At 59.6% G+C, this 20,578-nt stretch carries 20 protein-coding genes; 14 read left to right on the plus strand and 6 right to left on the minus strand.

What is annotated here, in order from left to right; translation table 11 throughout:
• Window positions 1-294: 294 nt before the first annotated feature.
• The 7 genes from AB3226_RS23585 (at window position 295) to AB3226_RS23615 (ending at window position 7,077) form a co-directional block, all read left to right on the plus strand.
• Complete coding sequence (locus tag AB3226_RS23585) at window positions 295-606, plus strand: PepSY domain-containing protein (protein ID WP_367374828.1); 312 nt, start codon at window positions 295-297, stop codon at window positions 604-606.
• Window positions 606-926: a PepSY domain-containing protein gene (locus AB3226_RS23590; RefSeq protein ID WP_367374829.1), complete on the plus strand. Its 321-nt coding sequence runs from the start codon at window positions 606-608 to the stop codon at window positions 924-926. The genes AB3226_RS23585 and AB3226_RS23590 overlap by 1 nt, the downstream gene beginning before the upstream one ends.
• Window positions 927-929: 3 nt before the next feature.
• Window positions 930-1,598: a response regulator transcription factor gene (locus tag AB3226_RS23595; RefSeq protein ID WP_007907723.1), complete on the plus strand. Its 669-nt coding sequence runs from the start codon at window positions 930-932 to the stop codon at window positions 1,596-1,598.
• Complete coding sequence (locus AB3226_RS23600) at window positions 1,595-2,908, plus strand: sensor histidine kinase (protein WP_367374830.1); 1,314 nt, start codon at window positions 1,595-1,597, stop codon at window positions 2,906-2,908. Before AB3226_RS23595 ends, AB3226_RS23600 begins: the two co-directional genes overlap by 4 nt.
• Window positions 2,909-3,367: 459 nt before the next feature.
• On the plus strand, window positions 3,368-4,684 hold the full coding sequence (locus tag AB3226_RS23605) for a Na+/H+ antiporter family protein (RefSeq protein ID WP_367374831.1): 1,317 nt from the start codon (window positions 3,368-3,370) through the stop codon (window positions 4,682-4,684).
• 179 nt (window positions 4,685-4,863) lie between these two features.
• A complete protein-coding gene (locus AB3226_RS23610; protein WP_367374832.1) occupies window positions 4,864-6,546 on the plus strand; it encodes a methyl-accepting chemotaxis protein in 1,683 nt (560 codons plus the stop codon).
• Between the two features lie 366 nt (window positions 6,547-6,912).
• Window positions 6,913-7,077 (plus strand): metallothionein, encoded by a 165-nt coding sequence (locus AB3226_RS23615; RefSeq protein ID WP_367374833.1) that lies wholly within the window; start codon window positions 6,913-6,915, stop codon window positions 7,075-7,077.
• 70 nt (window positions 7,078-7,147) lie between these two features.
• Here AB3226_RS23615 and AB3226_RS23620 read toward each other — a convergent pair whose 3' ends face one another.
• From AB3226_RS23620 to AB3226_RS23630, 3 genes are all read right to left on the minus strand, one after another.
• Window positions 7,148-7,375: a DUF6555 family protein gene (locus AB3226_RS23620; protein WP_008071169.1), complete on the minus strand. Its 228-nt coding sequence runs from the start codon at window positions 7,373-7,375 to the stop codon at window positions 7,148-7,150.
• Window positions 7,376-7,620: 245 nt separating this feature from the next.
• Window positions 7,621-8,655, minus strand: a complete 1,035-nt coding sequence (locus tag AB3226_RS23625; RefSeq protein ID WP_367374834.1) for a purine nucleoside permease — start codon at window positions 8,653-8,655, stop codon at window positions 7,621-7,623.
• A gap of 24 nt (window positions 8,656-8,679) precedes the next feature.
• Window positions 8,680-9,636: a nucleoside-specific channel-forming protein Tsx gene (locus AB3226_RS23630; protein ID WP_367374835.1), complete on the minus strand. Its 957-nt coding sequence runs from the start codon at window positions 9,634-9,636 to the stop codon at window positions 8,680-8,682.
• 514 nt (window positions 9,637-10,150) lie between these two features.
• Here AB3226_RS23630 and selD point away from each other — a divergent pair.
• Together selD and mnmH are read left to right on the plus strand one after the other, a co-directional pair.
• Window positions 10,151-11,185 carry a selenide, water dikinase SelD gene (gene selD, locus AB3226_RS23635; RefSeq protein ID WP_367374836.1) on the plus strand — a complete coding sequence of 345 codons (1,035 nt, stop codon included), beginning with the start codon at window positions 10,151-10,153 and terminating at the stop codon, window positions 11,183-11,185.
• Window positions 11,185-12,288, plus strand: a complete 1,104-nt coding sequence (mnmH, locus tag AB3226_RS23640) for a tRNA 2-selenouridine(34) synthase MnmH (protein WP_367374837.1) — start codon at window positions 11,185-11,187, stop codon at window positions 12,286-12,288. The genes selD and mnmH overlap by 1 nt, the downstream gene beginning before the upstream one ends.
• A 159-nt stretch (window positions 12,289-12,447) precedes the next feature.
• Here mnmH and AB3226_RS23645 read toward each other — a convergent pair whose 3' ends face one another.
• Window positions 12,448-13,122 (minus strand): histidine phosphatase family protein, encoded by a 675-nt coding sequence (locus tag AB3226_RS23645; protein ID WP_367374838.1) that lies wholly within the window; start codon window positions 13,120-13,122, stop codon window positions 12,448-12,450.
• A 382-nt stretch (window positions 13,123-13,504) separates the two neighbouring features.
• On the opposite strand from AB3226_RS23645, the gene AB3226_RS23650 reads away from it, so the two are divergent.
• The 3 genes from AB3226_RS23650 to hemB all read left to right on the plus strand — a co-directional run bounded on the left by AB3226_RS23650 (window position 13,505) and on the right by hemB (window position 16,286).
• Complete coding sequence (locus AB3226_RS23650) at window positions 13,505-14,212, plus strand: glutathione binding-like protein (protein WP_367374839.1); 708 nt, start codon at window positions 13,505-13,507, stop codon at window positions 14,210-14,212.
• Window positions 14,213-14,235: 23 nt separating this feature from the next.
• Complete coding sequence (locus AB3226_RS23655; protein WP_367374840.1) at window positions 14,236-15,078, plus strand: PhzF family phenazine biosynthesis protein; 843 nt, start codon at window positions 14,236-14,238, stop codon at window positions 15,076-15,078.
• A 233-nt stretch (window positions 15,079-15,311) separates the two neighbouring features.
• The gene (gene hemB, locus AB3226_RS23660) at window positions 15,312-16,286 is read left to right on the plus strand and encodes a porphobilinogen synthase (protein WP_367374841.1); all 975 of its coding nucleotides are present in this window, start codon (window positions 15,312-15,314) and stop codon (window positions 16,284-16,286) included.
• A 139-nt stretch (window positions 16,287-16,425) separates the two neighbouring features.
• Here the strand turns inward: hemB and AB3226_RS23665 are convergent, their stop codons facing one another.
• The gene (locus tag AB3226_RS23665) at window positions 16,426-17,955 is read right to left on the minus strand and encodes an FAD-dependent monooxygenase (protein WP_367374842.1); all 1,530 of its coding nucleotides are present in this window, start codon (window positions 17,953-17,955) and stop codon (window positions 16,426-16,428) included.
• A 183-nt stretch (window positions 17,956-18,138) separates the two neighbouring features.
• Here AB3226_RS23665 and AB3226_RS23670 point away from each other — a divergent pair, with 183 nt between their 5' ends.
• Window positions 18,139-19,233, plus strand: coding sequence for a DUF1615 domain-containing protein (locus tag AB3226_RS23670; RefSeq protein ID WP_367374843.1), 1,095 nt, complete (start codon window positions 18,139-18,141; stop codon window positions 19,231-19,233).
• Window positions 19,234-19,312: 79 nt separating this feature from the next.
• On the opposite strand, the gene AB3226_RS23675 is transcribed toward AB3226_RS23670, so the two are convergent.
• A complete protein-coding gene (locus tag AB3226_RS23675; RefSeq protein WP_367374844.1) occupies window positions 19,313-19,675 on the minus strand; it encodes a hypothetical protein in 363 nt (120 codons plus the stop codon).
• Window positions 19,676-19,918: 243 nt separating this feature from the next.
• Here AB3226_RS23675 and AB3226_RS23680 point away from each other — a divergent pair, with 243 nt between their 5' ends.
• Window positions 19,919-20,539, plus strand: a complete 621-nt coding sequence (locus tag AB3226_RS23680) for a glutathione S-transferase N-terminal domain-containing protein (RefSeq protein WP_367374845.1) — start codon at window positions 19,919-19,921, stop codon at window positions 20,537-20,539.
• Window positions 20,540-20,578: the final 39 nt, after the last annotated feature.

Raw genomic sequence — 20,578 nt, forward strand, 5'->3', positions numbered from 1 at the left:
TATGTGGGAGCGGGCTTGCTCGCGAAAGCGGTGTAACAGTCGACATTTTTGTTGAATGTTAACTGCCCTCGATCAATGCAGGAGCTGCCGAAGGCTGCGATCTTTTGATTTTGATTTTTGGCGTTCATGAGGCAGCCAAAGATCAAAAGATCGCAGCCTTCGGCAGCTCCTACAGGGACTTGTGTGTCAGTGATGTCGCGTTGCAATCATCAATGATGGCAATTCAGTTTCAGTTAAGTTCGAATCACTAAGGTAGCGCCCGTAGGCAACACATAAAAAAATACGGAGACACCCATGAAAATCCTGACTGCCCTGTTCACCGCCCCCATCATCATCGCCATGACCGCCAGCATCGCCCACGCGCGCGACCTCGGCCCCGACGAAGCCCTGAGACTGCGCGACGCTGGTACCATTGTGTCCTTCGAGAAGCTCAACGCCACGGCATTGGCCAAACACCCCGGCGCCAAAATCACCGAAACCGAGCTTGAAGAAGAGTACGGCAAGTACATCTACCAGGTGGAACTGCGCGACCCGCAGGGTCTTGAGTGGGACCTGGAATTGGACGCTGTCAGCGGGCAGGTTCTCAAGGATCATCAGGAAACGTAATGAAGGTGTTTTCGTTAAATCGACGCGCCAGCAGTCGAATGGCGCTGGCGCTCCTGGCTTTTTGCTCGGTGGTCATGGCCCGCGACCTGGATCAGGACGAGGCCCTGCGCCTGCGCCAACAAGGGGTGATCCTGCCTCTGGAGCAACTCTTGCGGCAAGCGCTGGACCACTATCCCGGAGCCAAATTGCTGGAAGCCGAGCTTGAGGAAAAACACGACGTCTACATTTATGAAGTCGAGCTGCTGACTGCTGAAGGCGTGGTGCGCGAGCTGGACCTTGACGCCACCACCGGCCATTTACTGAAAGACAAGGAAGACTGATCGATGCGTTTGCTTCTGGTGGAAGACCACGTGCCGCTGGCCGACGAATTGATGGCTGGCCTCAACCGGCAGGGTTACGCCGTGGACTGGCTGGCCGACGGCCGTGATGCGGTGTACCAGGGCAGCAGCGAGCCCTATGACCTGATCATCCTCGACCTCGGCCTGCCGGGTTTGCCAGGGCTCGACGTGCTGGCGCAATGGCGAGCCGGGGGCTTGGCCACGCCAGTGCTGATCCTCACCGCGCGCGGTTCCTGGGCCGAGCGGATCGAAGGCCTCAAGGCCGGCGCCGACGATTACCTGACCAAACCGTTTCACCCCGAAGAGCTGCACCTGCGAGTCCAGGCATTGTTGCGCCGCTCCCATGGTCACGCCAATCAGCCGACGCTCAAGGCCGCCGGTTTGCATCTGGATGAAGGTCGCCAATGCGTGACCCGCGACGGCGCCGACATCCAGCTCACCGCCGCCGAGTTTCGCCTGCTGCGCTACTTCATGCTGCACCCCGAACAGATCCTTTCCAAAAGCCACCTCGCCGAACACCTCTACGACGGTGAAACCGAGCGCGATTCCAACGTGCTGGAAGTCCACGTCAATCACCTGCGACGCAAGCTCGGCCGCAGCGTGATCGAAACCCGTCGCGGTCAGGGTTACCTGTTCGGCGGGCAAGCCCAGTGAGGTCGATCCAGCGCCGCTTGAGCCTGGGCCTGATCAGCGTGATGGTGATCGTCGGCCTGGTGCTGGCGCAAACCAGCCTGTGGCTGTTCGAAATGGGTTTGCAGCGCTACCTCGAAGCCGGGCTGCGCAACGACAGCGAAAACCTGTTGGTGGCGCTGGTGCGTGGGCCGCAGGGATTGCAACTGGATGAGCGGCACTTGTCGCCGGCCTATCAGCGACCATTCTCCGGACATTATTTTCGTATCGATTTCGCCGACAGCCATTGGCGTTCCCGCTCGTTATGGGATCAGGAGCTGCCGCAGCTAGGACACCCCGGCCTGCATAGCAATCTGCAATTGGGGCCGGAAGGGCAGCAGCTGCTGGTATTGCGTTCGGACTATCGTCGGTTGGGCCAGGCGATTTCCATTAGCGTCGCCCAGGACTATACCCCGGTGCGTGAGAGCTTTCGGCGCATGCAACAGGTCGGCCTCGGGTTAGGGCTGGCGGGGTTGTTGTTGATTTTGCTGTTGCAACGGATCACCGTGCGCCGCGCCTTGCGCCCGCTGGAAAAGGCCCGCGAGCAAATCGCCCAGTTGCAGCAGGGCCAGCGTTCGCAACTCGATGAAGAAGTGCCACTGGAGCTGGAACCGCTGGTGGCGCAGATCAACCATTTGCTGGCCCATACCGAAGACAGTCTCAAGCGCTCGCGTAATGCGTTGGGCAATCTTGGCCATGCCTTGAAAACGCCACTGGCGGTGTTGTTGAGCCTGGCTTCCAGCGAAAAACTCGATGCTCACCCGCAGCTGCGCAAAGTCATGCAGGCGCAGCTGGAACAGGTTCAGCAACGGCTTAATCGAGAACTCAACCGCGCCCGACTGTCCGGCGATGCACTGCCCGGGGCGCTGTTTGATTGCGATGCCGAACTGCCTGGGTTGCTGGCCACGTTGAACATGATCCACGGCGAACACCTCGAACTGAGCTACCGCGCGCCGGCCGGTTTGCAACTGCCGTGGGATCGCGAAGATCTGCTGGAGTTGCTCGGCAACCTGCTGGACAACGCCTGCAAATGGGCGGATGCCGAGGTGCGGTTGAGCATCGTCGAAACGGCAGAAAGGTTTGAGTTGAGCGTGGAAGACGATGGCCCGGGAATTCCCGAAGACCAGCGCGCTCAGGTGTTCAGCCGCGGTACCCGGCTTGATGAACAGACGGATGGGCATGGGCTGGGGTTGGGCATCGTGCGCGACATCGTCGACACGTGGGGCGGGGTGTTGAAGTTGCAGGAAAGCGAGTGGGAAGGGTTGAAGGTCACGATCGAACTGCCCAAACGCTGACCCCAATCTGAAGAACGCCGATTAACCTGTGGGAGCGGGCTTGCCCGCGAAGGCGATGTAACAGCCAACATAGATGTTGGATGTTATGACCTCATCGCGGGCAAGCCCGCTCCCACACTGGATCTGTGTTGCCTGCAAATTTTGCGGACAACCACTAATCCTGTGGGAGCAAGCCTGCTCGCGCTTGGCTTGCAGAGCCGACTTGACCCGAAGGCTGCGATCTTTTGATCTTCTGGTGTCATCAAGGTCGTTGAAAATCAAAGGATTGCAGCCTTCGACAGCGCCTACGAGGGTTGGCGTTGGTGTTGGCTTTGACAAGGCGGCAATGCTCCGGCACAGTGCGCGCCCTCTAATAAAACCCTTTTTTCTTTAATCCGCTGGCGGCCTATGCAGACTGCCGGCCGGACTCATTCCGTTTGGCGGTGATTGCCTCACCGCGCTGCTTTTGAGGTAACAACAATGAATGCAGTAATTGCCGCGGTCGGCATCATGCTGATACTCAGCCTGTCCCGCGTGCATGTGGTAATCGCGCTGATTGTCGGCGCGCTGGTGGGCGGCCTGACCGGTGGCCTGGGCATCGACGCGACGCTGAAAGCTTTCAACAGCGGCCTCGGCGGTGGCGCGACGGTTGCGTTGTCCTACGCCTTGCTCGGCGCGTTCGCGGTGGCCATCGCCAAGTCCGGCCTGGCCCATGCGCTGGCTGACAAAGCCTTGGCCATGGTCGATCGTCAGCACGCCAACGGGGGCGGCAATGTCAAATGGCTGCTGATCGGCCTGCTGTGGGTGGTGGCAATCGCCTCCCAGAACATCTTGCCGATCCATATCGCCTTTATCCCGTTGCTGGTGCCGCCACTGTTATATGTGCTGACCAAACTGCAACTGGATCGTCGATTGATTGCCTGCGTCATTACGTTCGGTCTGATCACGCCGTATATGTTCTTGCCCGTGGGCTTCGGCAACATCTTCCTCAATGAAATTCTGTTGGCCAACGTCGCCCGCAGTGGCGTGGACATCAGCGGTATCAACGTCACCCATGCCATGGGTATTCCGGCGCTGGGCATGGTGTTTGGCTTGGCGGCAGCGCTCATCAGCTACCGCAAGAAGCGCGTTTACGACCTCGAGAAAATCGAGAAAGTCGAACAGGTCGCGGTGCAGTACAACCCAATGAGCCTGATGATCGCCGGTCTGGCCATTGCCGCCGCGTTCATTGTTCAGTTGCTGCTGGACTCGATGATTATCGGGGCGCTGGTGGGCTTCCTGATCTTTTCGGTGTCGGGCATCGTCAAATGGCGCGACACCGATGATTTGTTCACCGAAGGCATGAAGATGATGGCGATGATCGGCTTCATCATGATCGCCGCGTCCGGGTTTGCCGAAGTGATGAAGGCTACCGGTCATGTGCAGACCCTGGTGGAATCTTCGGCTTCGTGGATCAACCACAGCAAAGGCATCGGCGCGTTGTTGATGTTGCTGGTCGGATTGTTGGTGACCATGGGCATCGGCTCGTCGTTTTCCACCGTGCCGATTCTGGCGGCGATTTTCGTGCCGTTGTGCGTGCAACTGGGCTTCAGCCCGATCGCCATCGTATGCATCGTCGGCACTGCCGGGGCATTGGGCGATGCCGGGTCACCCGCGTCGGATTCGACCCTGGGCCCGACCTCCGGCCTGAACATCGACGGCCAGCATCACCACATCTGGGACACCGTGGTCCCGACCTTCCTGCACTACAACCTGCCGTTGCTGGTGTTCGGCTGGGTGGCAGCGATGGTGTTGTAACACCTCTAACCCTGTGGGAGCGTGGCTTGCCCGCGATGAACGATTACGCGGTATGCCTGATAAACCGCGGCGCCTGAATCGCGGGCAAGCCACGCTCCCACCATGACTGCGTTCAACTTTTGAATTGGCCTGCCGTTATAGCCTTTAACCACGCCAAAAAAATCAAAAGAGTGAACGTCATGCGCATGAGCCTGAAGGCTAAAGTCCTGTCCCTTGCCGTCCTCCCGGTGCTGCTCTTTGCGCTGGTCATCAGCCTGACCACGCTGTTCATTCTGCAAGAGCAGGCCCGCAAGGAAGTCGAGGAAACCCGTCAGCGCCTGCTCAGCGATGCCAAGGCGACCCTGCAAAGTTATGTTGCCGTGGCCATGACCACGATCAAACCGCTGTACGACGCGGCAGCTCCCGGCGATGACGCGGCGCGGGCGCAGGTGATCAAGTTGCTGTCGAGCATCACCTACGGCAAGGACGGCTACTTCTTCGGCTACGACTCCAATACCGTGCGCCTGTTCAAGGCCAACAGCCCCGAAGGCGTGGGCCAGAGCTTCAAGGACAACCGCGACCCGAACGGCGTCTACGTCAACCGTGAGCTGGTGAAAGTTGCCAAGGACGGTACTCACTACCTGCAATACAGTTCGCCGCTGCCCGGTAACACGCAAGTGTTGGTGCCCAAGCTCGGCTACACCGAATACCTGTCGAAGTGGGACATGGCGGTCGGCACCTCGGTCAACCTCGACGGCATCGAAGCGCAAGTGGCGGTGGTTGAGACCAAGGTCCAGGAACGCATGCAAGGCGTGGTGCTGAGCATTGTCGGGATTGCCGTGGTAGTGCTGTTGGTGATCGCTGCCGCCGGGATGCTGCTGGCCAACACCATCCTGCGTCCGCTGAACCTGATGAAAGCCAACCTCGATGACATCGCGGCGGGCGAGGGCGACCTGACTCGGCGCCTGACCATCACCAGCCAGGATGAACTTGGCGAACTGGCCGGTTCGTTCAACCGTTTCGTCGACAAGATTCACGGTTTGGTGCGGCAGATCACTGAAATGACCTCGCAACTGACCGGATTGGTGAATCAGGTATCTGATCAGGCACAACGCTCGGATCAGGCCATGGAGCGCCAGCGTCACGAAACCGATCAGGTGGCCACGGCGATCAACGAAATGTCGGCGGCGGCCCAGGAAGTGGCCAAAAGTGCGCAAAACGCAGCGGTCGCTGCCCAGCAGACCGATGAAGAAGGCCAGGCCGCCAAGCGCGTGGTGGCCGGCAGCATCGTGAAGATTCATGCGCTGGTGAACGATATTCGCAGCAGCGGCGTGTCTCTCGACAGTTTGCAGAAAGACGTGTCGTCGATTGTCAGCGTACTCGGGGTGATCCGTTCGATTGCCGAACAGACCAACCTTCTGGCGCTCAACGCCGCCATTGAGGCGGCCCGCGCCGGTGAGGCCGGGCGTGGTTTTGCGGTGGTCGCCGACGAAGTGCGTGCATTGGCCAGCCGTACGCAAATCAGCACCCAGGAAATCCAGAGCATGATCGACCGCTTGCAGGCCGGCACCCAATCGGCAGTCGAAGCCATGCGCCGCTCCAGCGAGGCTGGCGACGGCACGTCGGCCCAGGCCAACGAGGCGGGGGCATCTCTGGATGCCATGGCTCAGCTGATCGGCACCATCAACTCGATGAACGCCCAGATTGCCAGCGCCGCCGAAGAGCAAACCGCCGTGGCCGAAGAAATCAACCGCAGCGTGCATCAAATTGCCGTGGCGGTAGACAGCGTCGCCGACGAAACCCAACTCGGCGCCCAGACCTCACGCAGCCTGGCCGACCTCGGTCAACGCCTGGGGCAACTGGTCGGGCAGTTCCGTATCTGATTGATAGTGCTCGTGTGGCAAGGGGCTTGCCCCCATGCCAGTAAATCAAGAAATTTGAGCGACGAAAATCCTGTGGGAGCGTGGCTTGCCCGCGAAGGCGTAGTGTCAGTCGATATCAATGTTGAATGACACGACGCCTTCGCGGGCAAGCCACGCTCCCACAGGTTTCTGCGCCTTGACTTGCATTCGGGTCTCCGCCCTCACCGCAGGGCAGTGTTCATCCATGAGTAGCCGCATCGCGACTACCCTCATTAGTAAGCAAGCACCGTCCCGTTTGTTTGAACCCGTTTGCGGAATGGGCGGTCATTTGCTTCAGGTGTCGCGCACCGGCGGCACCTTGACGACCACAACAATGGAGTCAGACTCATGATCGACAGTGAAAGTATCTGCGACTGCCCCAAATGTTCCTGCAAACTGGGCGAACATCCAATCGCGCGTCACGGCAAGCACTATTGTTGTGAAGGCTGCGCCAAGCACCACGAACACGGCGAAGCATGCACCACCAAAGGCTGCAAGTGTGCTCAACACTGACTGTTCAGGCAAAAAAGTGGAGCCTTCCAGGCTCCACTTCGGTTTGAATCTTTCCCCTCCTTTTTGACGCTCAACTGGCCGGTCGCCAGGTCACATTCTCGATGCCGAATTTTTCCGCCAGCGGTTTGCTGGTCTTTTGCACCCGTTCACGGCCAAAGCGCGGGATCCGCCCGACTCCGGCGTCGCAACTGGCCCAGTGCCAAGCCTCTGCATTGTCCATTTTGTCCAGGCGGATAATGAAAGACTTGGGCTGGCCATGAAGGGTGTATTCAATAACGAAAAGTTTTGCATTGTTCATAAAGCCTGTATTCCTCCCTGTAGTTATAGAGGGATCGCGAGGCGCGGGGAAAATTCAGTCGAATTGTCGGACGGTGACAGTGACTGGCGACAGCCGGACGCCTCGTGATCATGGAGCCTTCCTGACCCCCAATTATCCTAGCCTATGGCTGCGCCGCCTGATTTGAACATGCCAGGGGTTGTTGCCGTAATCCGATTAAAGTGGGAGCGAGCAAGCCCGCTCCCACATGGGGAGGTGTTGTCAGATCAGGCTTCGGGAACACCTATCTCCCAAGCCGACCAATTCTGCAGAATCTCCTGCACCAACGGATTCCCCGTGCGGTACAAGTTCTCTAGTGCCGGCACAAAACCGCCTTGATCGGCGTATTTGAGCAGGTTATCCACCTCGCTCTGGCCCGGCGCCGGCCGGTCGAAGTCGGAACCGGCGCGCACCACCGCCAGGCGCCGGACGTCCACCAGCCCCTCGCGGCTGGCGCGCAGCAGCGCTTCATAGGTGGAATTGTCTTCCTGCTGAGTCGTGCAATAAATCCCTTCGTTATTGGTCAGCAACTTGGTCCAGGCTTCCGCCCGCTCACTCAACCGCGTTCCGGAAAACCAGGTATTGCCCGCCAGCGTGTCGCACTGGGTCACCACCGGTGGCTGATTGGCTGGCGCAGACGGATACTTCAAGCGCCACGCCGCCGATTCCTTACTCTCGCTCAGCTGGACCTTGCGGCTCACGGCGAATGCCTTGGCCTGCAACTTCGGATTGAGTTCAAACACTTCAGTCTTGTAGTCCAGCGGCGGCTTTTCGTTCGGGCCTTTGGTGTTGATGCCCAGGTAGCCGGTGGGCCAGTCTTTCGGCGCGTCGCGGGAATCCAGTTCCCACTGGGTGCCGAACTCCACCAGATAGTGCGCCCACGCGGTGGTGCCGATGGTGCCGTGGTGCGGGCTGATGCCGGCAATCCCGGCGATCAGGAAGTAACTTTTGCGCAGGTCGAATTTCGGTGACAGCGCCAGGGCCAGGGTCGAGGCTGCGGCATTGGTCTGGCCCATGCCGGTGACCATCAGGCACACCTGTTGGGTGTTGCAGCGAATATTCGGGTACTCGGCGGACAGGCCCGGTACGCGCACTTCTTGCTTGAGTTCCAGGCGATCGATCCAGTTCTGCGCCTCGGGGGCGAACATGGTAATCAGCATCACTTTCGGCTGGATCGGCGCGTCGCCAGCCCAGGCAGCAGAAGAGAGCAGAGTGCCGCAGGCCAGGCCCACGCACAGGGAAAGACGGGTTATTGCATTCATAAAACCTCCTGATTCAAATGAGCCTTAAAACTGATAACCGACACCGGCGTAGTAGCCCCAGCCGTTGGAACGGGCGCGGAAGTCACCGTCGCCGAAATTCAGCTCGCTGCCATCCTCCCAGTTGCCGCCGTTGTGGAAGTAACGGCCGACCAGAGTGAAACGCAAGTGGGTGAAGGCGTAGAGCAACACGTTGGTGGCCACGGTGGCATTGGCGGTGCGGGCCGGGTTGTCCTTGTGCAGGTCGGAGCCGAAGTCGAAGTTGGTGAAACCGATGTAGGTCAACGAAGCGCCGTTGTTGAAACTGCTGATGGGCACGATGTACTTGAGCTGGGCGCGGTAGCCGTCCCACGAATACTCGTTGCTGGCACCGTAGTTTTCCCACTGGTAGCGGCCGTAGAAGTTGGCCGACAGGTTGACCCGCGAATGGGTGTCGATGTCGGTGCCGAGGCCGCTGTACAGCGTGTTGGCGCGGTTGGCGCTGTTGCTGCCGTGGTCGTAGATCCAGTCGAACGCCACGTACCATTCCTTGAACGGTCCGACGGCCAGGCTGCGGCCGGCCAGGTAGTCGATGGAAATCCGCGGTTCGTGCTCCATGAACACCGGCGAACCGTGGTCCCAGACGCCTTTGTCATGGCTGTTGCCGATGTCGAAGATCTTCGGAATGTCGATGTAGCCGTACAACTCGAACGGCCCTTTGCGGCCGAAGTATTCATATTCCAGGTAGATATCGTCGGCCGGTTGCGGGCCGAAGCTGATGTCTTTGCTGCCAATGACGGTCAGGTCCTGGTTGAACCAGTCCGACAAGTAGGCGCCTTTTTTCGACGGGCTGGCTTCAGGGCTGAGGGCTTCGCCCTGGGCGGATTCTTCGGCGGTGGCCGGTTGGGCCAAAACGTGGCTGCTGAGTAGTCCTGTAACGCTGGCCAGCAGCAAGGAAACAGCAAAGGTGCGTGAGCAAGTCACGCGGCTGGAGGTGCAGTGCATTAAAAGTCCCTTTTCGTGCGGATCGAAAGCCCGGTGATGCGGGTTTGCGCGGTTAGGTGGCGAACAGGCCGGTATCGGCGACTCGCAAACGTTTGCACAAGGCATACCAGTTTATTCAAGACGCGGAAAAATCTAAGGAATTGACGGTTTAACTGTCCTTTCGGTCAAGGAATTCGAGGTGAGGGGGAAAAGGAGTGGAATTCGGGGGCGAAGGGATCTGGATGAGATATGCACCAAAGTGGTATCGACGATCAGCTGAGTAACCCGATCTGTGGCAATAGAGATTTCGTGACAAAGGTGGAAAAGGAGCTTTTGTGGCGAGGGAGCTTGCTCCCGCTGGGCTGCGCAGCAGCCCTAAAACCTTGCACGCCGCCAATTTTGCGGATGCTTCGCACCCGAGCGGGAGCAAGCTCCCTCGCCACAATGGATCGCTTATTCCTGCGGGTTGTGAAGACCCTGTAGGAATGGGGTTGCTGTAGAATCCTCGGCACTGACTTCACAAGGTGCACCCCCGATGAGCGAGCCGATTCGTCTGACCCAGTACAGCCACGGCGCAGGCTGTGGCTGCAAGATTTCGCCCCAGGTGCTGGAGGTGATTCTGGCCGGCAGCGGCGCGCAGAACCTGGACCCGAAACTCTGGGTCGGCAACGCCTCGCGCGATGACGCGGCGGTGTATGCCATCGACGAAGAGCGTGGCGTAGTATCGACCACCGACTTTTTCATGCCGATCGTCGACGATCCGTTCGACTTCGGTCGCATTGCCGCCACCAACGCCATCAGCGATATCTACGCCATGGGCGGCGATCCGTTGATGGCGATTGCGATCCTCGGCTGGCCGGTCAATGTGCTGGCGCCGGAGATAGCCCGGGAAGTGATTCGCGGCGGGCGTTCGGTCTGCGATGAGGCGGGGATTCCACTGGCCGGCGGCCATTCCATCGACGCGCCAGAGCCGATCTTCGGCCTGGCCGTGACCGGGCTGGTGGAAAAGCGCCACATGAAGCGCAACGACACCGCCACCGCCGGTTGCTTGCTGTACCTCACCAAACCTTTGGGCATCGGCATCCTTACCACGGCCGAGAAGAAGGGCAAGTTGCGCCATGCCGACATCGGCCTGGCCCGCGACTGGATGTGCACCCTGAACAAACCCGGCAGCCGTTTCGGCAAACTCGACGGCGTGACCGCAATGACCGACGTCACCGGTTTTGGCCTGCTCGGGCACTTGGTGGAAATGGCCGACGGCAGCAACGTGACGGCCCGCATCGAATATGACCGGGTGCCGCGCCTGCCGGGTGTCGAGTATTACCTCGATCAGGGCTGCGTGCCGGGCGGCACGCTGCGCAATTTTGACAGTTACGCCAACAAGGTTGGCCGGCTCCAGGAGTTGCACAAACGCGTGCTCTGCGACCCGCAGACCAGCGGCGGCCTGCTGATTGCAGTCACCCCTGAAGGTAACGAACAATTCCTCAAAATAGCCGCCGAACTCGGTCTGACCCTTGAGCCGATCGGCGAACTGGTTGAGCGACAGACTAACGCGGTAGAGGTGTTTTGATGTCCATCGACTTCACCGATTACCGCGACATCTTTCTCAACGACCGGCCGATGATGGATACCCGCGCGCCAGTCGAATTCCTCAAGGGCTCATTCCCCGGCGTGGTCAATCTGCCGCTGATGAATGACCTTGAGCGGCAACGGATCGGCACTTGCTACAAGCAGCAAGGTCAGCAAGCGGCCATCACGCTGGGACATCAATTGGTGTCTGGCGAGATCAAGGCCGAGCGCATCCAGGCCTGGGCCGATTTTGCCCGGGCTCATCCGGATGGTTATTTGTATTGTTTTCGTGGCGGCTTGCGTTCGCAAATCGTTCAGCAATGGCTCAAGGACGAAGCGGGTATCGACTATCCGCGGGTCGGTGGCGGCTACAAGGCCATGCGCACCTTTTTGCTCGACACGCTCGATCAGGCCATTGCCCAGTGCGATTTCGTTTTGCTCGGTGGTATGACCGGCACCGGCAAGACCGAGGTGCTCACGCAATTGAGCAACGGGCTGGACCTTGAAGGCCACGCCCATCATCGCGGCTCCAGCTTCGGCAAGCGCGCCACCGGCCAACCCTCCAACATCGACTTTGAAAACCGCCTGGCCGTGGACGTGCTGAAGAAACGTGCTGGGGGTATCGAACAGTTCGTGCTGGAAGACGAGAGCCGCGCGATTGGCAGTTGTGCCTTGCCGCTGCCGCTGTATCAGGGCATGCAGCAGTTTCCGTTGGTCTGGCTGGAAGACAGCCTGGAAGGGCGGGTCGAACGGATCCTTCGCGATTACGTGGTGGACTTGTGTGCCGAGTTCATCGAGGTGCATGGCGATGAAGGCTTTGCGCTGTTTTCCGAGCGGATGCTGGCGAGCCTGAATAATGTCCAGAAACGTCTGGGTGGCGAACGCCATCGGCGGATGTTGACCTTGATGGAAGACGCGCTGATGGAGCAGGCGAACAGCGGTGCGGTGGATTTGCACCGGGGCTGGATCGAGGGGTTGTTGCGCGAGTATTACGACCCGATGTATGCGTTTCAGCGGGAGAAGAAGGGGACGCGGATCGAGTTTGTCGGGGAGCGGGGGGCTGTCATTGAGTATCTGCGGGAGCGTGGCAAACAGCTGCTTTGATGTTGTTTTTGCCGGCCCCATCGCGGGCAAGCCCGCTCCCACAGTGATCTGTGGTGAAACACAGATGTGTGATCGACGCTGCCCCTTGTGGGAGCGGGCTTGCCCGCGATGGGGCCGTGACAGGCACTATAAAACTCGAAGCGCCACCACGATCACTGCTTACGTCGGACAGCTCTCCTGACCGTTATCCAGCCCTTGCTTGTAACTGTGGCTCTGCAGGCTGGCCTTGCCGTTGTGCCAGGTCAGCGTGAGTACGTACAGCGAATCGTAGTCGCTGGATGCCCAGTCATCGGCGATGTTCTGTTTCTTGCCGACGGCTTCCTCTGCGACTTTATTGATCAGTTCGGGCAGGTAGCCATGGGACCAGGCCGTATAAATGACCGAGTTGTGATACTTGTCGTGCAGCAGTTCATCCGCCAGGTCGCTGGTGTCGTTGGCCGAGAAGTTGATGTTCACCGGCAAGCCGAGCTTGATTGCGCTGGGGCTGATGGTCATCAGGGGGCGGATGTAACTGTAGGAATTATCAAATTCGCCTTCCTCGACATTGCGCGTCGGGTTGGCGGCGAACACGTAGTTGGCCTTGCCGAATTTTTCCGGCAACAAGGTGGCCAGGTCTATGGCGCGATTCAGCCCCTGACAATTGAGCTGACCCAGGCCGCCGGCGGGTTTCTCCGCGTGACGCAGAAATACCAGCGTCTGGGTGCCATCCGCCGGTTGGGCGCGGCTTTCACTGGATTCCAGCGACAAAAACAACGCGCTGACCGCCAGCAGGGCAGGCAGGAAGATATAGGCGCGATGTTTGAAGCGTTGAGTGAATTTCAATGGATTCCTCATCGAATAGGTCATCTTCAGCGTATTCGGTCAGGGCTGACAAACCTTCATACCGCCAGCTCCCAGCATCCGGGTGTTTTCCATGTGGTTGACCCGGTCCGTTTCCTACGGGGCAATGCTCAGAGTCCTTTGAAGCCTTTTGGTTCGATCTGAGTGAGGTGACCGGCACTTTAGCGGCAACCTTGAACGGATTGGGGGAAAGCTTATCGACAGGATGTTGCGGATTTATGGACACGGCATACACCTTACCCTTTGTAGGCGCTGCCGAAGGCTGCGATTTGTTGATCTTTCTCTTCGGCCCCCCCCTGAGGGCGCCAAAAGATCGCAGCCTTCGGCAGCCTCCTACATTATGATCTTCAGTCCGATTTTCTCGTGGATGCCCCTTATGACCGATTTGTCTGCATTCCCCATCACTCAAAAATGGCCGGCCCAGTACCCGGAGTGGATCCAGCTCTATTCCTTGCCAACGCCCAATGGCGTCAAGGTTTCCATCATGCTCGAGGAGATCGGGCTGCCCTACGAGCCGCATCGTGTGGGCTTCGAGACCAACGATCAGCTGTCTCCCGAGTTTCTGTCGCTGAACCCCAATAACAAGATCCCGGCGATCCTCGACCCCCACGGTCCGGGGGACCAACCGCTGGCATTGTTCGAGTCCGGGGCGATTCTGATTTACCTCGCGGACAAGAGCGGGCAACTGCTGGCGAAGGAATCGGCGGCGCGTTACGAGACCATTCAGTGGCTGATGTTTCAGATGGGCGGTATCGGGCCGATGTTCGGCCAACTCGGTTTTTTCAACAAATTCGCCGGCAAGGACTACGAAGACAAGCGTCCCCGTGATCGCTACGTCGACGAAAGCAAGCGCTTGCTCCAGGTCCTTGATGGCCGTCTGCAAGGACGCGACTGGATCATGGGCGAGCGCTACACTATCGCCGACATCGCGACCTTTCCGTGGGTACGCAACCTGATCGGCTTCTATGAGGCCGGTGATCTGGTCGGTATCCAGAACTTCCCCAACGTCACCCGCGTGCTGGAGCGTTTCCTGGCAAGGCCGGCGGTGATTCGCGGGCTGGAAATTCCCAAGCAACCCCTTTGAATCCCTCATCACCAAGGCAGGCAATGAGCTCATTCGATTTCAAGCAAGTAGATGTCTTCAGCCGCGTCGCGCTCAAGGGCAACCCGTTGGCGGTGGTGCTCGGCGCAGACAGGCTCAGTGATGAGCGCATGGCGGCGTTCGCGTGCTGGACCAACCTCAGCGAAACTACTTTCGTGCTCGAACCCCGAGACCCCCGGGCCGACTATCGGGTACGCATCTTCACCACTCTTAAGGAGTTGCCGTTCGCCGGTCATCCGACACTCGGCACCTGTCATGCCTGGCTCGAGGCCGGCGGGGTACCCAAGGGCGAGGAGATCATTCAGGAATGCGGTGTCGGTTTGGTGCGGGTACGTCGGCAGGGCGCTGACCTGGCGTTTCTCGCGCCACCGCTGCTCAGGTCCGGTCCGGTGGACGCCGAACTGGTCGAGCGCGTACGGCGGGGCCTCGGATTGGCGCCGGGTGCGATTGTGCGGGCGCAATGGGTCGACAACGGTGCCGGATGGCTGGCGGTGATGCTCGAGGATCGTCAGCAGGTATTGGACTTGCAGCCGGATCATTCACAGATGCTTGGCCTCGCCGTCGGTGTCATCGCGCCGTGGTGCGTCGAGCGCGATGGCGTCGATGCGCAGTTCGAAGTGCGTGCGTTCATCTCCGGCGACGGCATGCCAGAAGACCCGGCCACCGGCAGCCTGAACGCCGGGATTGCCCAATGGTTGCTCAGTGAAGGACTTGCTGCGGCGTCTTATGTCGTCAGTCAGGGCCTGACCATGGGCCGCGGCGGGCGGATTCAGGTCGAACAGGTGGGGGATGAGATCTGGATTGGCGGTGCGGTGGTGACCTGCATCAGCGGCACGCTGACTTTGTAACCTGTGGGAGCGGGCTTGCTCGCGAAAGCGGTGGGTCAGTCGACATCAATGTTGAACGATCGGCCGCCTTCGTGAGCAAGCCCACTCCCACAGGGTTTTGTGTCAGATGCTGGTGATTGTTGCCGCCGCGGTAATGCAGTCTTGAGCGATCGAGGTTTGTGCCCCGCGCCTTGCAGGGCATAAGCTTCGCCCCCTACGACTTTTGTCTCATTCGCCGTTTTTCAGGAAGACCCATGCCAAGTCAGTTCCCCGAAGCACGTCCACGCCGTCTGCGCCGCAATGCGAGCCTGCGCAGCCTGTTCCAGGAAACCGAGTTCAGCTTGAACGACTTGGTGCTGCCGATTTTCGTCGAGGAAGAAATCGACGATTTCGTGCCGATCAAGAGCATGCCCGGGGTGATGCGCATTCCCGAGTCGAAGCTGGCCGGCGAGATCGAGCGTTACGCTCGGGCCGGGATCAAGTCGGTAATGACGTTTGGCGTGTCCCATCATCTGGACAGCAGCGGCAGCGACACCTGGAGCGACAACGGCCTGGTGTCGCGCATGTCGCGCATCGCCAAAGACGCTGTGCCGGAAATGATCGTGATGTCCGACACCTGTTTCTGCGAGTACACCGACCACGGCCATTGCGGTGTGCTGCACCACCACGAAGTCGACAACGACCAGACCCTGATCAACCTCGGCAAACAAGCCGTAGCGGCCGCCCGCGCTGGCGCTGATGTGATCGCACCGTCGGCGGCCATGGACGGGCAGGTCCAGGCCATTCGCCGGGCGCTCGATGAAGCGGGTTTCAACCAGACCGCGATCATGGCCTATTCGACCAAATTCGCTTCGGCGCTTTATGGCCCGTTCCGCGAGGCCGGTGGCAGTGCGCTGAAAGGTGACCGAAAAAGCTATCAGATGAACCCGATGAACCGCCGCGAAGCCGTGCGGGAATCGCTGATGGACGAGCAAGAAGGCGCCGACGCGCTGATGGTCAAACCGGCCGGCGCGTACCTGGACATCATCCGCGACATCCGCGAAGCCTCGCGTTTGCCGCTGTCGGCGTATCAGGTGAGTGGCGAGTACGCGATGATCAAATTCGCCGCCCAGGCTGGGGCAATCGATGAAGACCGAGTGGTGCGTGAGAGCCTGGGGGCGATCAAGCGAGCCGGGGCGGATTTGATCTTCACCTACTTCGCGATGGACCTGGCCCTGGCCGGGATCTAACTGTTTTGAAAGATCGTTCCCACGCTCCGCGTGGGAACGCCTCCTGTGACGCTCTGCGTCACGCTTGTTGGGACGCGGAGCGTCCCTGGCTGCATTCCCACGCAGAGCGTGGGAACGATCATCCAAGCTAATCTTGGGTTCAGCCGACGAAAGGCCGAATCCCACGGTCCCGGAAATACCGCTCGATCACCTTCGGATCGGCGCTGTACTCGGCAATTGCCACATAGGTATCCGGCCGCAGCAGGTAAAACCCGTTGCGCGCCAGCCCCACCGTTTCAAACACCGGCCGCCAGTCGAACACCTGCAATGGCAGGTGATGCTCGGTACACCAGGCAATCATTTCATCGCTGGTCTCGCCATACACATGCACCTGCCAGGTCGGATTTTTCAGCGACTCGAAATTGTCCCCTTCACCGTCGTGGGCCCAAGGCAGACGATCACCGCCGTGAACATGGCCCGCAACCCCCTCGCTCAATGGCATGCCGCGATAGTTGAGGGTGGTCTGCGACACCGTGCGAAACATGAACTCCCGAACCGGTTCCAGCGAGATCATTTTCGGGATCAAAAAAGGTGCCACGCGCATCCGCACCAAGTCGGCAATTGGCCCATCGGCCGTGACGAAACTGAAGACCCGATCAGTGGTGGCTACCAGGCGCCGGGCAAAGGCGATGCGTTCGGTTTCATAACTGTCGAGCAGTTTGGGCGTGGCGCCGCCGCTCAACACTGTCGCGAGTTTCCAGGCCAGATTGATCGCATCGCCAATCCCGGTGTTCATGCCTTGGCCACCCGCCGGGCTGTGGACATGGGCAGCGTCACCCAATAGAAACGCGCGCCCCGTGCGAAAGTGATCCGCAACCCGATGATGCACGCGGTAGGTCGAGAACCAGTTCACCTGATCTATCTGCAGCTTTAAATTCTCAATGGCCCGGCTGCTGACGTCTTCAAACTGGAGGGTTTCGGCGCGGTCGGCACGCTCGTCGCGAACCGTGCCGATCAGGCGGGCGCGACCTTCGTCGGACAAGGGGAAAATGGCAAGGAAGTCGGCTTCATCAAGGTCCACATGCAGTTCACCGTTGAACGTGGGGCCGCGAGCCTGCACATCCGCCACGTAGAAAATCTGCTGGTAGGTGCCACCCGGAAAACCGGTGTCCAGCGTCTTGCGCACAATCGACCGGGCGCCGTCGCAGCCGGCGAGGTAACAGGCCTGGCAGGTTTGCTGCTGGCCATCGGGCAAACGCAGCCGGGCGGTGATGCCGTCGCCGGTTTCCTCGAAACTTTGCAGTTCGGTATCGCGCTCCACCGTAATACCGAAGGCCTCCAGGCGTTCGATCAGCAGGCGTTCGTGCTCGTCTTGCGGATAGATTTCCAGAAACGCGTAGGGCGTCAGACCCTCGCCGATGGTGCTCAGCGGCAGGCGCGCGACGGGTTCGCCCTTGACCCAGAAATTCGCCGCGGCCACTTTATGGCCGTTTTGCACAACGGCGTCGCTGAGGTCGAGCTGGCTATACAGTTCAAGCGTTCGCGCCTGTACCGCCAGCGCACGTGAAGTGGTGCCGGGTGTCGACGTCTTGTCGATAATCCGCACCGCAATCCCCAGTTTGCTCAACCACAGCGCCAGTACCAGCCCGGTCGGGCCGGCACCGATGATCAGCACGTCGCTACGGTTCATGAGCCTGTCCTCCTCGGTATGTGGATCAAGTATGGTTCAGCCCGGATGCACTGGCCTCCCGGCTGCCCAACGGAAAACCACCCCTATAGCGCAGGGGAACAGTCCGCGACTGTCACAGTCATAGCCTGCGCCATGCCATTGATCGTATGGTTAACCCGGCTCAACGGATTTTGATGGAGCACCATGCAAGCCAATCGATTGATCATGAGCATCGCGGCTCTGTTGGTTCTGGCCGGTTGCGGTAGCCAACGCACGCAGGAACCGCCGGCCCGCAAGCCTGCCGAGGTCAAGGCAGAGATCATGCGTCTGCTGCCGGCCAAGACGGTCGACCGCCAGGGCTGGGCCACGGACATCTATGCGGCATTTGCCGCGCAAAAGATTTCACCGACCACGCAAAACCTGTGTTCGGTACTCGCGGTCACTGAGCAGGAATCGACGTTTCAGGCTGATCCGCGGGTGCCGGGCCTGGGCAAGATCGCCCGGGACGAGATCGACCGCCGCGCCGCCAAGGCCCACATTCCCGGCCTGCTGGTGAGCGGTGCCTTGCAGGTAAGTTCACCCAATGGCAAAAGTTACAGCGATCGGCTGAATGCCGCGCGCAGCGAAAAAGAGCTCAGCGCGATTTTTGATGACTTCATCGGCATGGTGCCCATGGGGCGGACGCTGTTCGATGGTTTCAACCCGGTGCACACCGGCGGGCCGATGCAGGTCAGCATTGACTTTGCAGAGCAGCAGGCTCGGGATTATCCCTACCCGGTGGACGGCTCGATTCGCCGCGAAGTGTTTACGCGTCGCGGCGGTATGTATTTCGGTATTGCCCATTTGCTCGGTTACCCGGTGAGCTACAAACAGCCGCTGTATCGCTTCGCTGATTTCAACGCCGGTTGGTACGCCAGCCGTAATGCGGCGTTCCAGAACGCGGTAAGTCGTGCGACGGGTATTGCGTTGGCGCTGGATGGCGATCTGGTGCGCTACGGTTCGATCATGCCGGGCGCCACGGAATTGGCGGTGCGCACTCTCGGCAAGCAGTTGGACATGCGCAACCTCACTATTCGGGATCAATTGGAGGAGGGTAAAGGTCTCGAATTCGAGGACACCAAGCTTTATCGGCGGGTCTTTGCTTTGGCCGAACAGGCCGAAGGCCGGCCATTACCCCGGGCGGTGTTGCCGGGGATCTTGCTGCAAAGCCCGAAAATCACCCGCAAACTCACCACGGCATGGTTCGCCAAGCGGGTCGATGAGCGTTATCAGCGCTGCATGAAGCGCGCGGGGATGTAACCGAACCAAAAAATGACTATAAAAAAACCCGGCTGATGAGGCCGGGTTTTTTATTGAGTACCGCGGTAAAACCCTTCATTCAAGCAACGCGATTCTGGATCAGACGATCGGAGCCACCTTCAGCCACGCGATTCTGGATCAGACGATCCGAACCACCTTCGGCAACGCGATTCTCGATCAGACGATCGGAGCCACCTTCAGCCACACGATTCTCGATCAGACGATCGGAGCCACCTTCGGCGACGCGATTCTCGATCAGACGATCGGAGCCACCTTCGGCAACGCGATTCTGGATCAGACGATCCGAACCACCTTCAGCGACGCGATTCTGGATCAGACGATCGGAGCCACCTTCAGCGACGACCGGGTGAGCAGAGGAAGCGGCGAAAGCGTTAACTGCAAAAACCGAGAAAGCGATGCTGAGGAGGATTTGGCGTTTCATGGTGGTGTGCTCCGGGGTGTTATTGGTTGGGTATGGAGCGGATGTTACGCCGCGGATTTTTTATGAGAACTTCATTGACGTGATGGTGAACATCGACGCTGATGATGATTACAACGACGGTCCTGTGGGCCTGTTCGCGAAAGCGGTACTACATTTGACGGATGAATTGACTGGCCCACCGCTTTGGCCGAGCGCAATCTTTGGCAGCTGCTACAAAGAGAGAGTCGCAGAGGAGATTTAGTCATGTACCAGCTCTACGGGCATCAGAACTCAGGTGCGGCCGCCATCGAAGCCGCGTTGGAACTGTGCGAGGTTCCTTATCGCTTCATCGATGTTTCATCGTCCCCGGAGGCGGTTCAGGCGTTGGAGAAGCTCAACCCGCTCAAGCAGATTCCCACCCTGCAACTGCCCGATGGCGGTGTTCTGACCGAGAGTGCGGCCATCCTGATTCATCTGGGCCTCACGTTCCCGGAGTCGAACCTGCTGCCGGAAAACCCGCTCAAGCGTGATCAGGTTATTCGGGGCCTGGTGTACATCGTCAGCAATTGCTATGCAGCCATCGGCATCATCGATTACCCCGAGCGCTGGCTGGCCGAGGCGGACGAATCATCCAGGGAAAACCTCATGGCCGGTGCCCGCCAGCGCCTGCACTGGAGTTGGGAGGTGTTTGCCGATCAGTTCGCCGGCAAATTGTACTTGGGCGACGGAACACCGGGCGCGCTGGATATTCTGGCGGCGGTGGTGACCCGCTGGGCGGGCACTCGGGAGCACTTGCGCGGTGCGCGGCCGGGGTTCTCCGCCTGGCTCGAACGCTTCGACCGGCACCCTGCGTTGGCACCGGTTTTCGCGCGGCATTGGCCATAGGAACACATCAAACCTATATGGGAGCTTCTGTGGCGAGGG

The sequence above is a fragment of the Pseudomonas lini genome, from assembly GCF_964063345.1.
In the GTDB taxonomy this organism is placed as follows: Bacteria; Pseudomonadota; Gammaproteobacteria; order Pseudomonadales; family Pseudomonadaceae; genus Aquipseudomonas; species Aquipseudomonas lini_B.

Coding starts and splice junctions, on each gene's coding strand:
- AB3226_RS23585 (WP_367374828.1), top strand. CDS start 295: ATGAAAATCCTGACTGCCCTGTTCACCGCCCCCATCATCATCGCCATG.
- AB3226_RS23590 (WP_367374829.1), top strand. CDS start 606: ATGAAGGTGTTTTCGTTAAATCGACGCGCCAGCAGTCGAATGGCGCTG.
- AB3226_RS23595 (WP_007907723.1), top strand. CDS start 930: ATGCGTTTGCTTCTGGTGGAAGACCACGTGCCGCTGGCCGACGAATTG.
- AB3226_RS23605 (WP_367374831.1), top strand. CDS start 3,368: ATGAATGCAGTAATTGCCGCGGTCGGCATCATGCTGATACTCAGCCTG.
- AB3226_RS23610 (WP_367374832.1), top strand. CDS start 4,864: ATGCGCATGAGCCTGAAGGCTAAAGTCCTGTCCCTTGCCGTCCTCCCG.
- AB3226_RS23615 (WP_367374833.1), top strand. CDS start 6,913: ATGATCGACAGTGAAAGTATCTGCGACTGCCCCAAATGTTCCTGCAAA.
- AB3226_RS23620 (WP_008071169.1), bottom strand. CDS start 7,375: ATGAACAATGCAAAACTTTTCGTTATTGAATACACCCTTCATGGCCAG.
- AB3226_RS23625 (WP_367374834.1), bottom strand. CDS start 8,655: ATGAATGCAATAACCCGTCTTTCCCTGTGCGTGGGCCTGGCCTGCGGC.
- AB3226_RS23630 (WP_367374835.1), bottom strand. CDS start 9,636: ATGCACTGCACCTCCAGCCGCGTGACTTGCTCACGCACCTTTGCTGTT.
- selD (WP_367374836.1), top strand. CDS start 10,151: ATGAGCGAGCCGATTCGTCTGACCCAGTACAGCCACGGCGCAGGCTGT.
- mnmH (WP_367374837.1), top strand. CDS start 11,185: ATGTCCATCGACTTCACCGATTACCGCGACATCTTTCTCAACGACCGG.
- AB3226_RS23645 (WP_367374838.1), bottom strand. CDS start 13,122: ATGAGGAATCCATTGAAATTCACTCAACGCTTCAAACATCGCGCCTAT.
- AB3226_RS23650 (WP_367374839.1), top strand. CDS start 13,505: ATGACCGATTTGTCTGCATTCCCCATCACTCAAAAATGGCCGGCCCAG.
- AB3226_RS23655 (WP_367374840.1), top strand. CDS start 14,236: ATGAGCTCATTCGATTTCAAGCAAGTAGATGTCTTCAGCCGCGTCGCG.
- hemB (WP_367374841.1), top strand. CDS start 15,312: ATGCCAAGTCAGTTCCCCGAAGCACGTCCACGCCGTCTGCGCCGCAAT.
- AB3226_RS23665 (WP_367374842.1), bottom strand. CDS start 17,955: ATGAACCGTAGCGACGTGCTGATCATCGGTGCCGGCCCGACCGGGCTG.
- AB3226_RS23670 (WP_367374843.1), top strand. CDS start 18,139: ATGCAAGCCAATCGATTGATCATGAGCATCGCGGCTCTGTTGGTTCTG.
- AB3226_RS23675 (WP_367374844.1), bottom strand. CDS start 19,675: ATGAAACGCCAAATCCTCCTCAGCATCGCTTTCTCGGTTTTTGCAGTT.
- AB3226_RS23680 (WP_367374845.1), top strand. CDS start 19,919: ATGTACCAGCTCTACGGGCATCAGAACTCAGGTGCGGCCGCCATCGAA.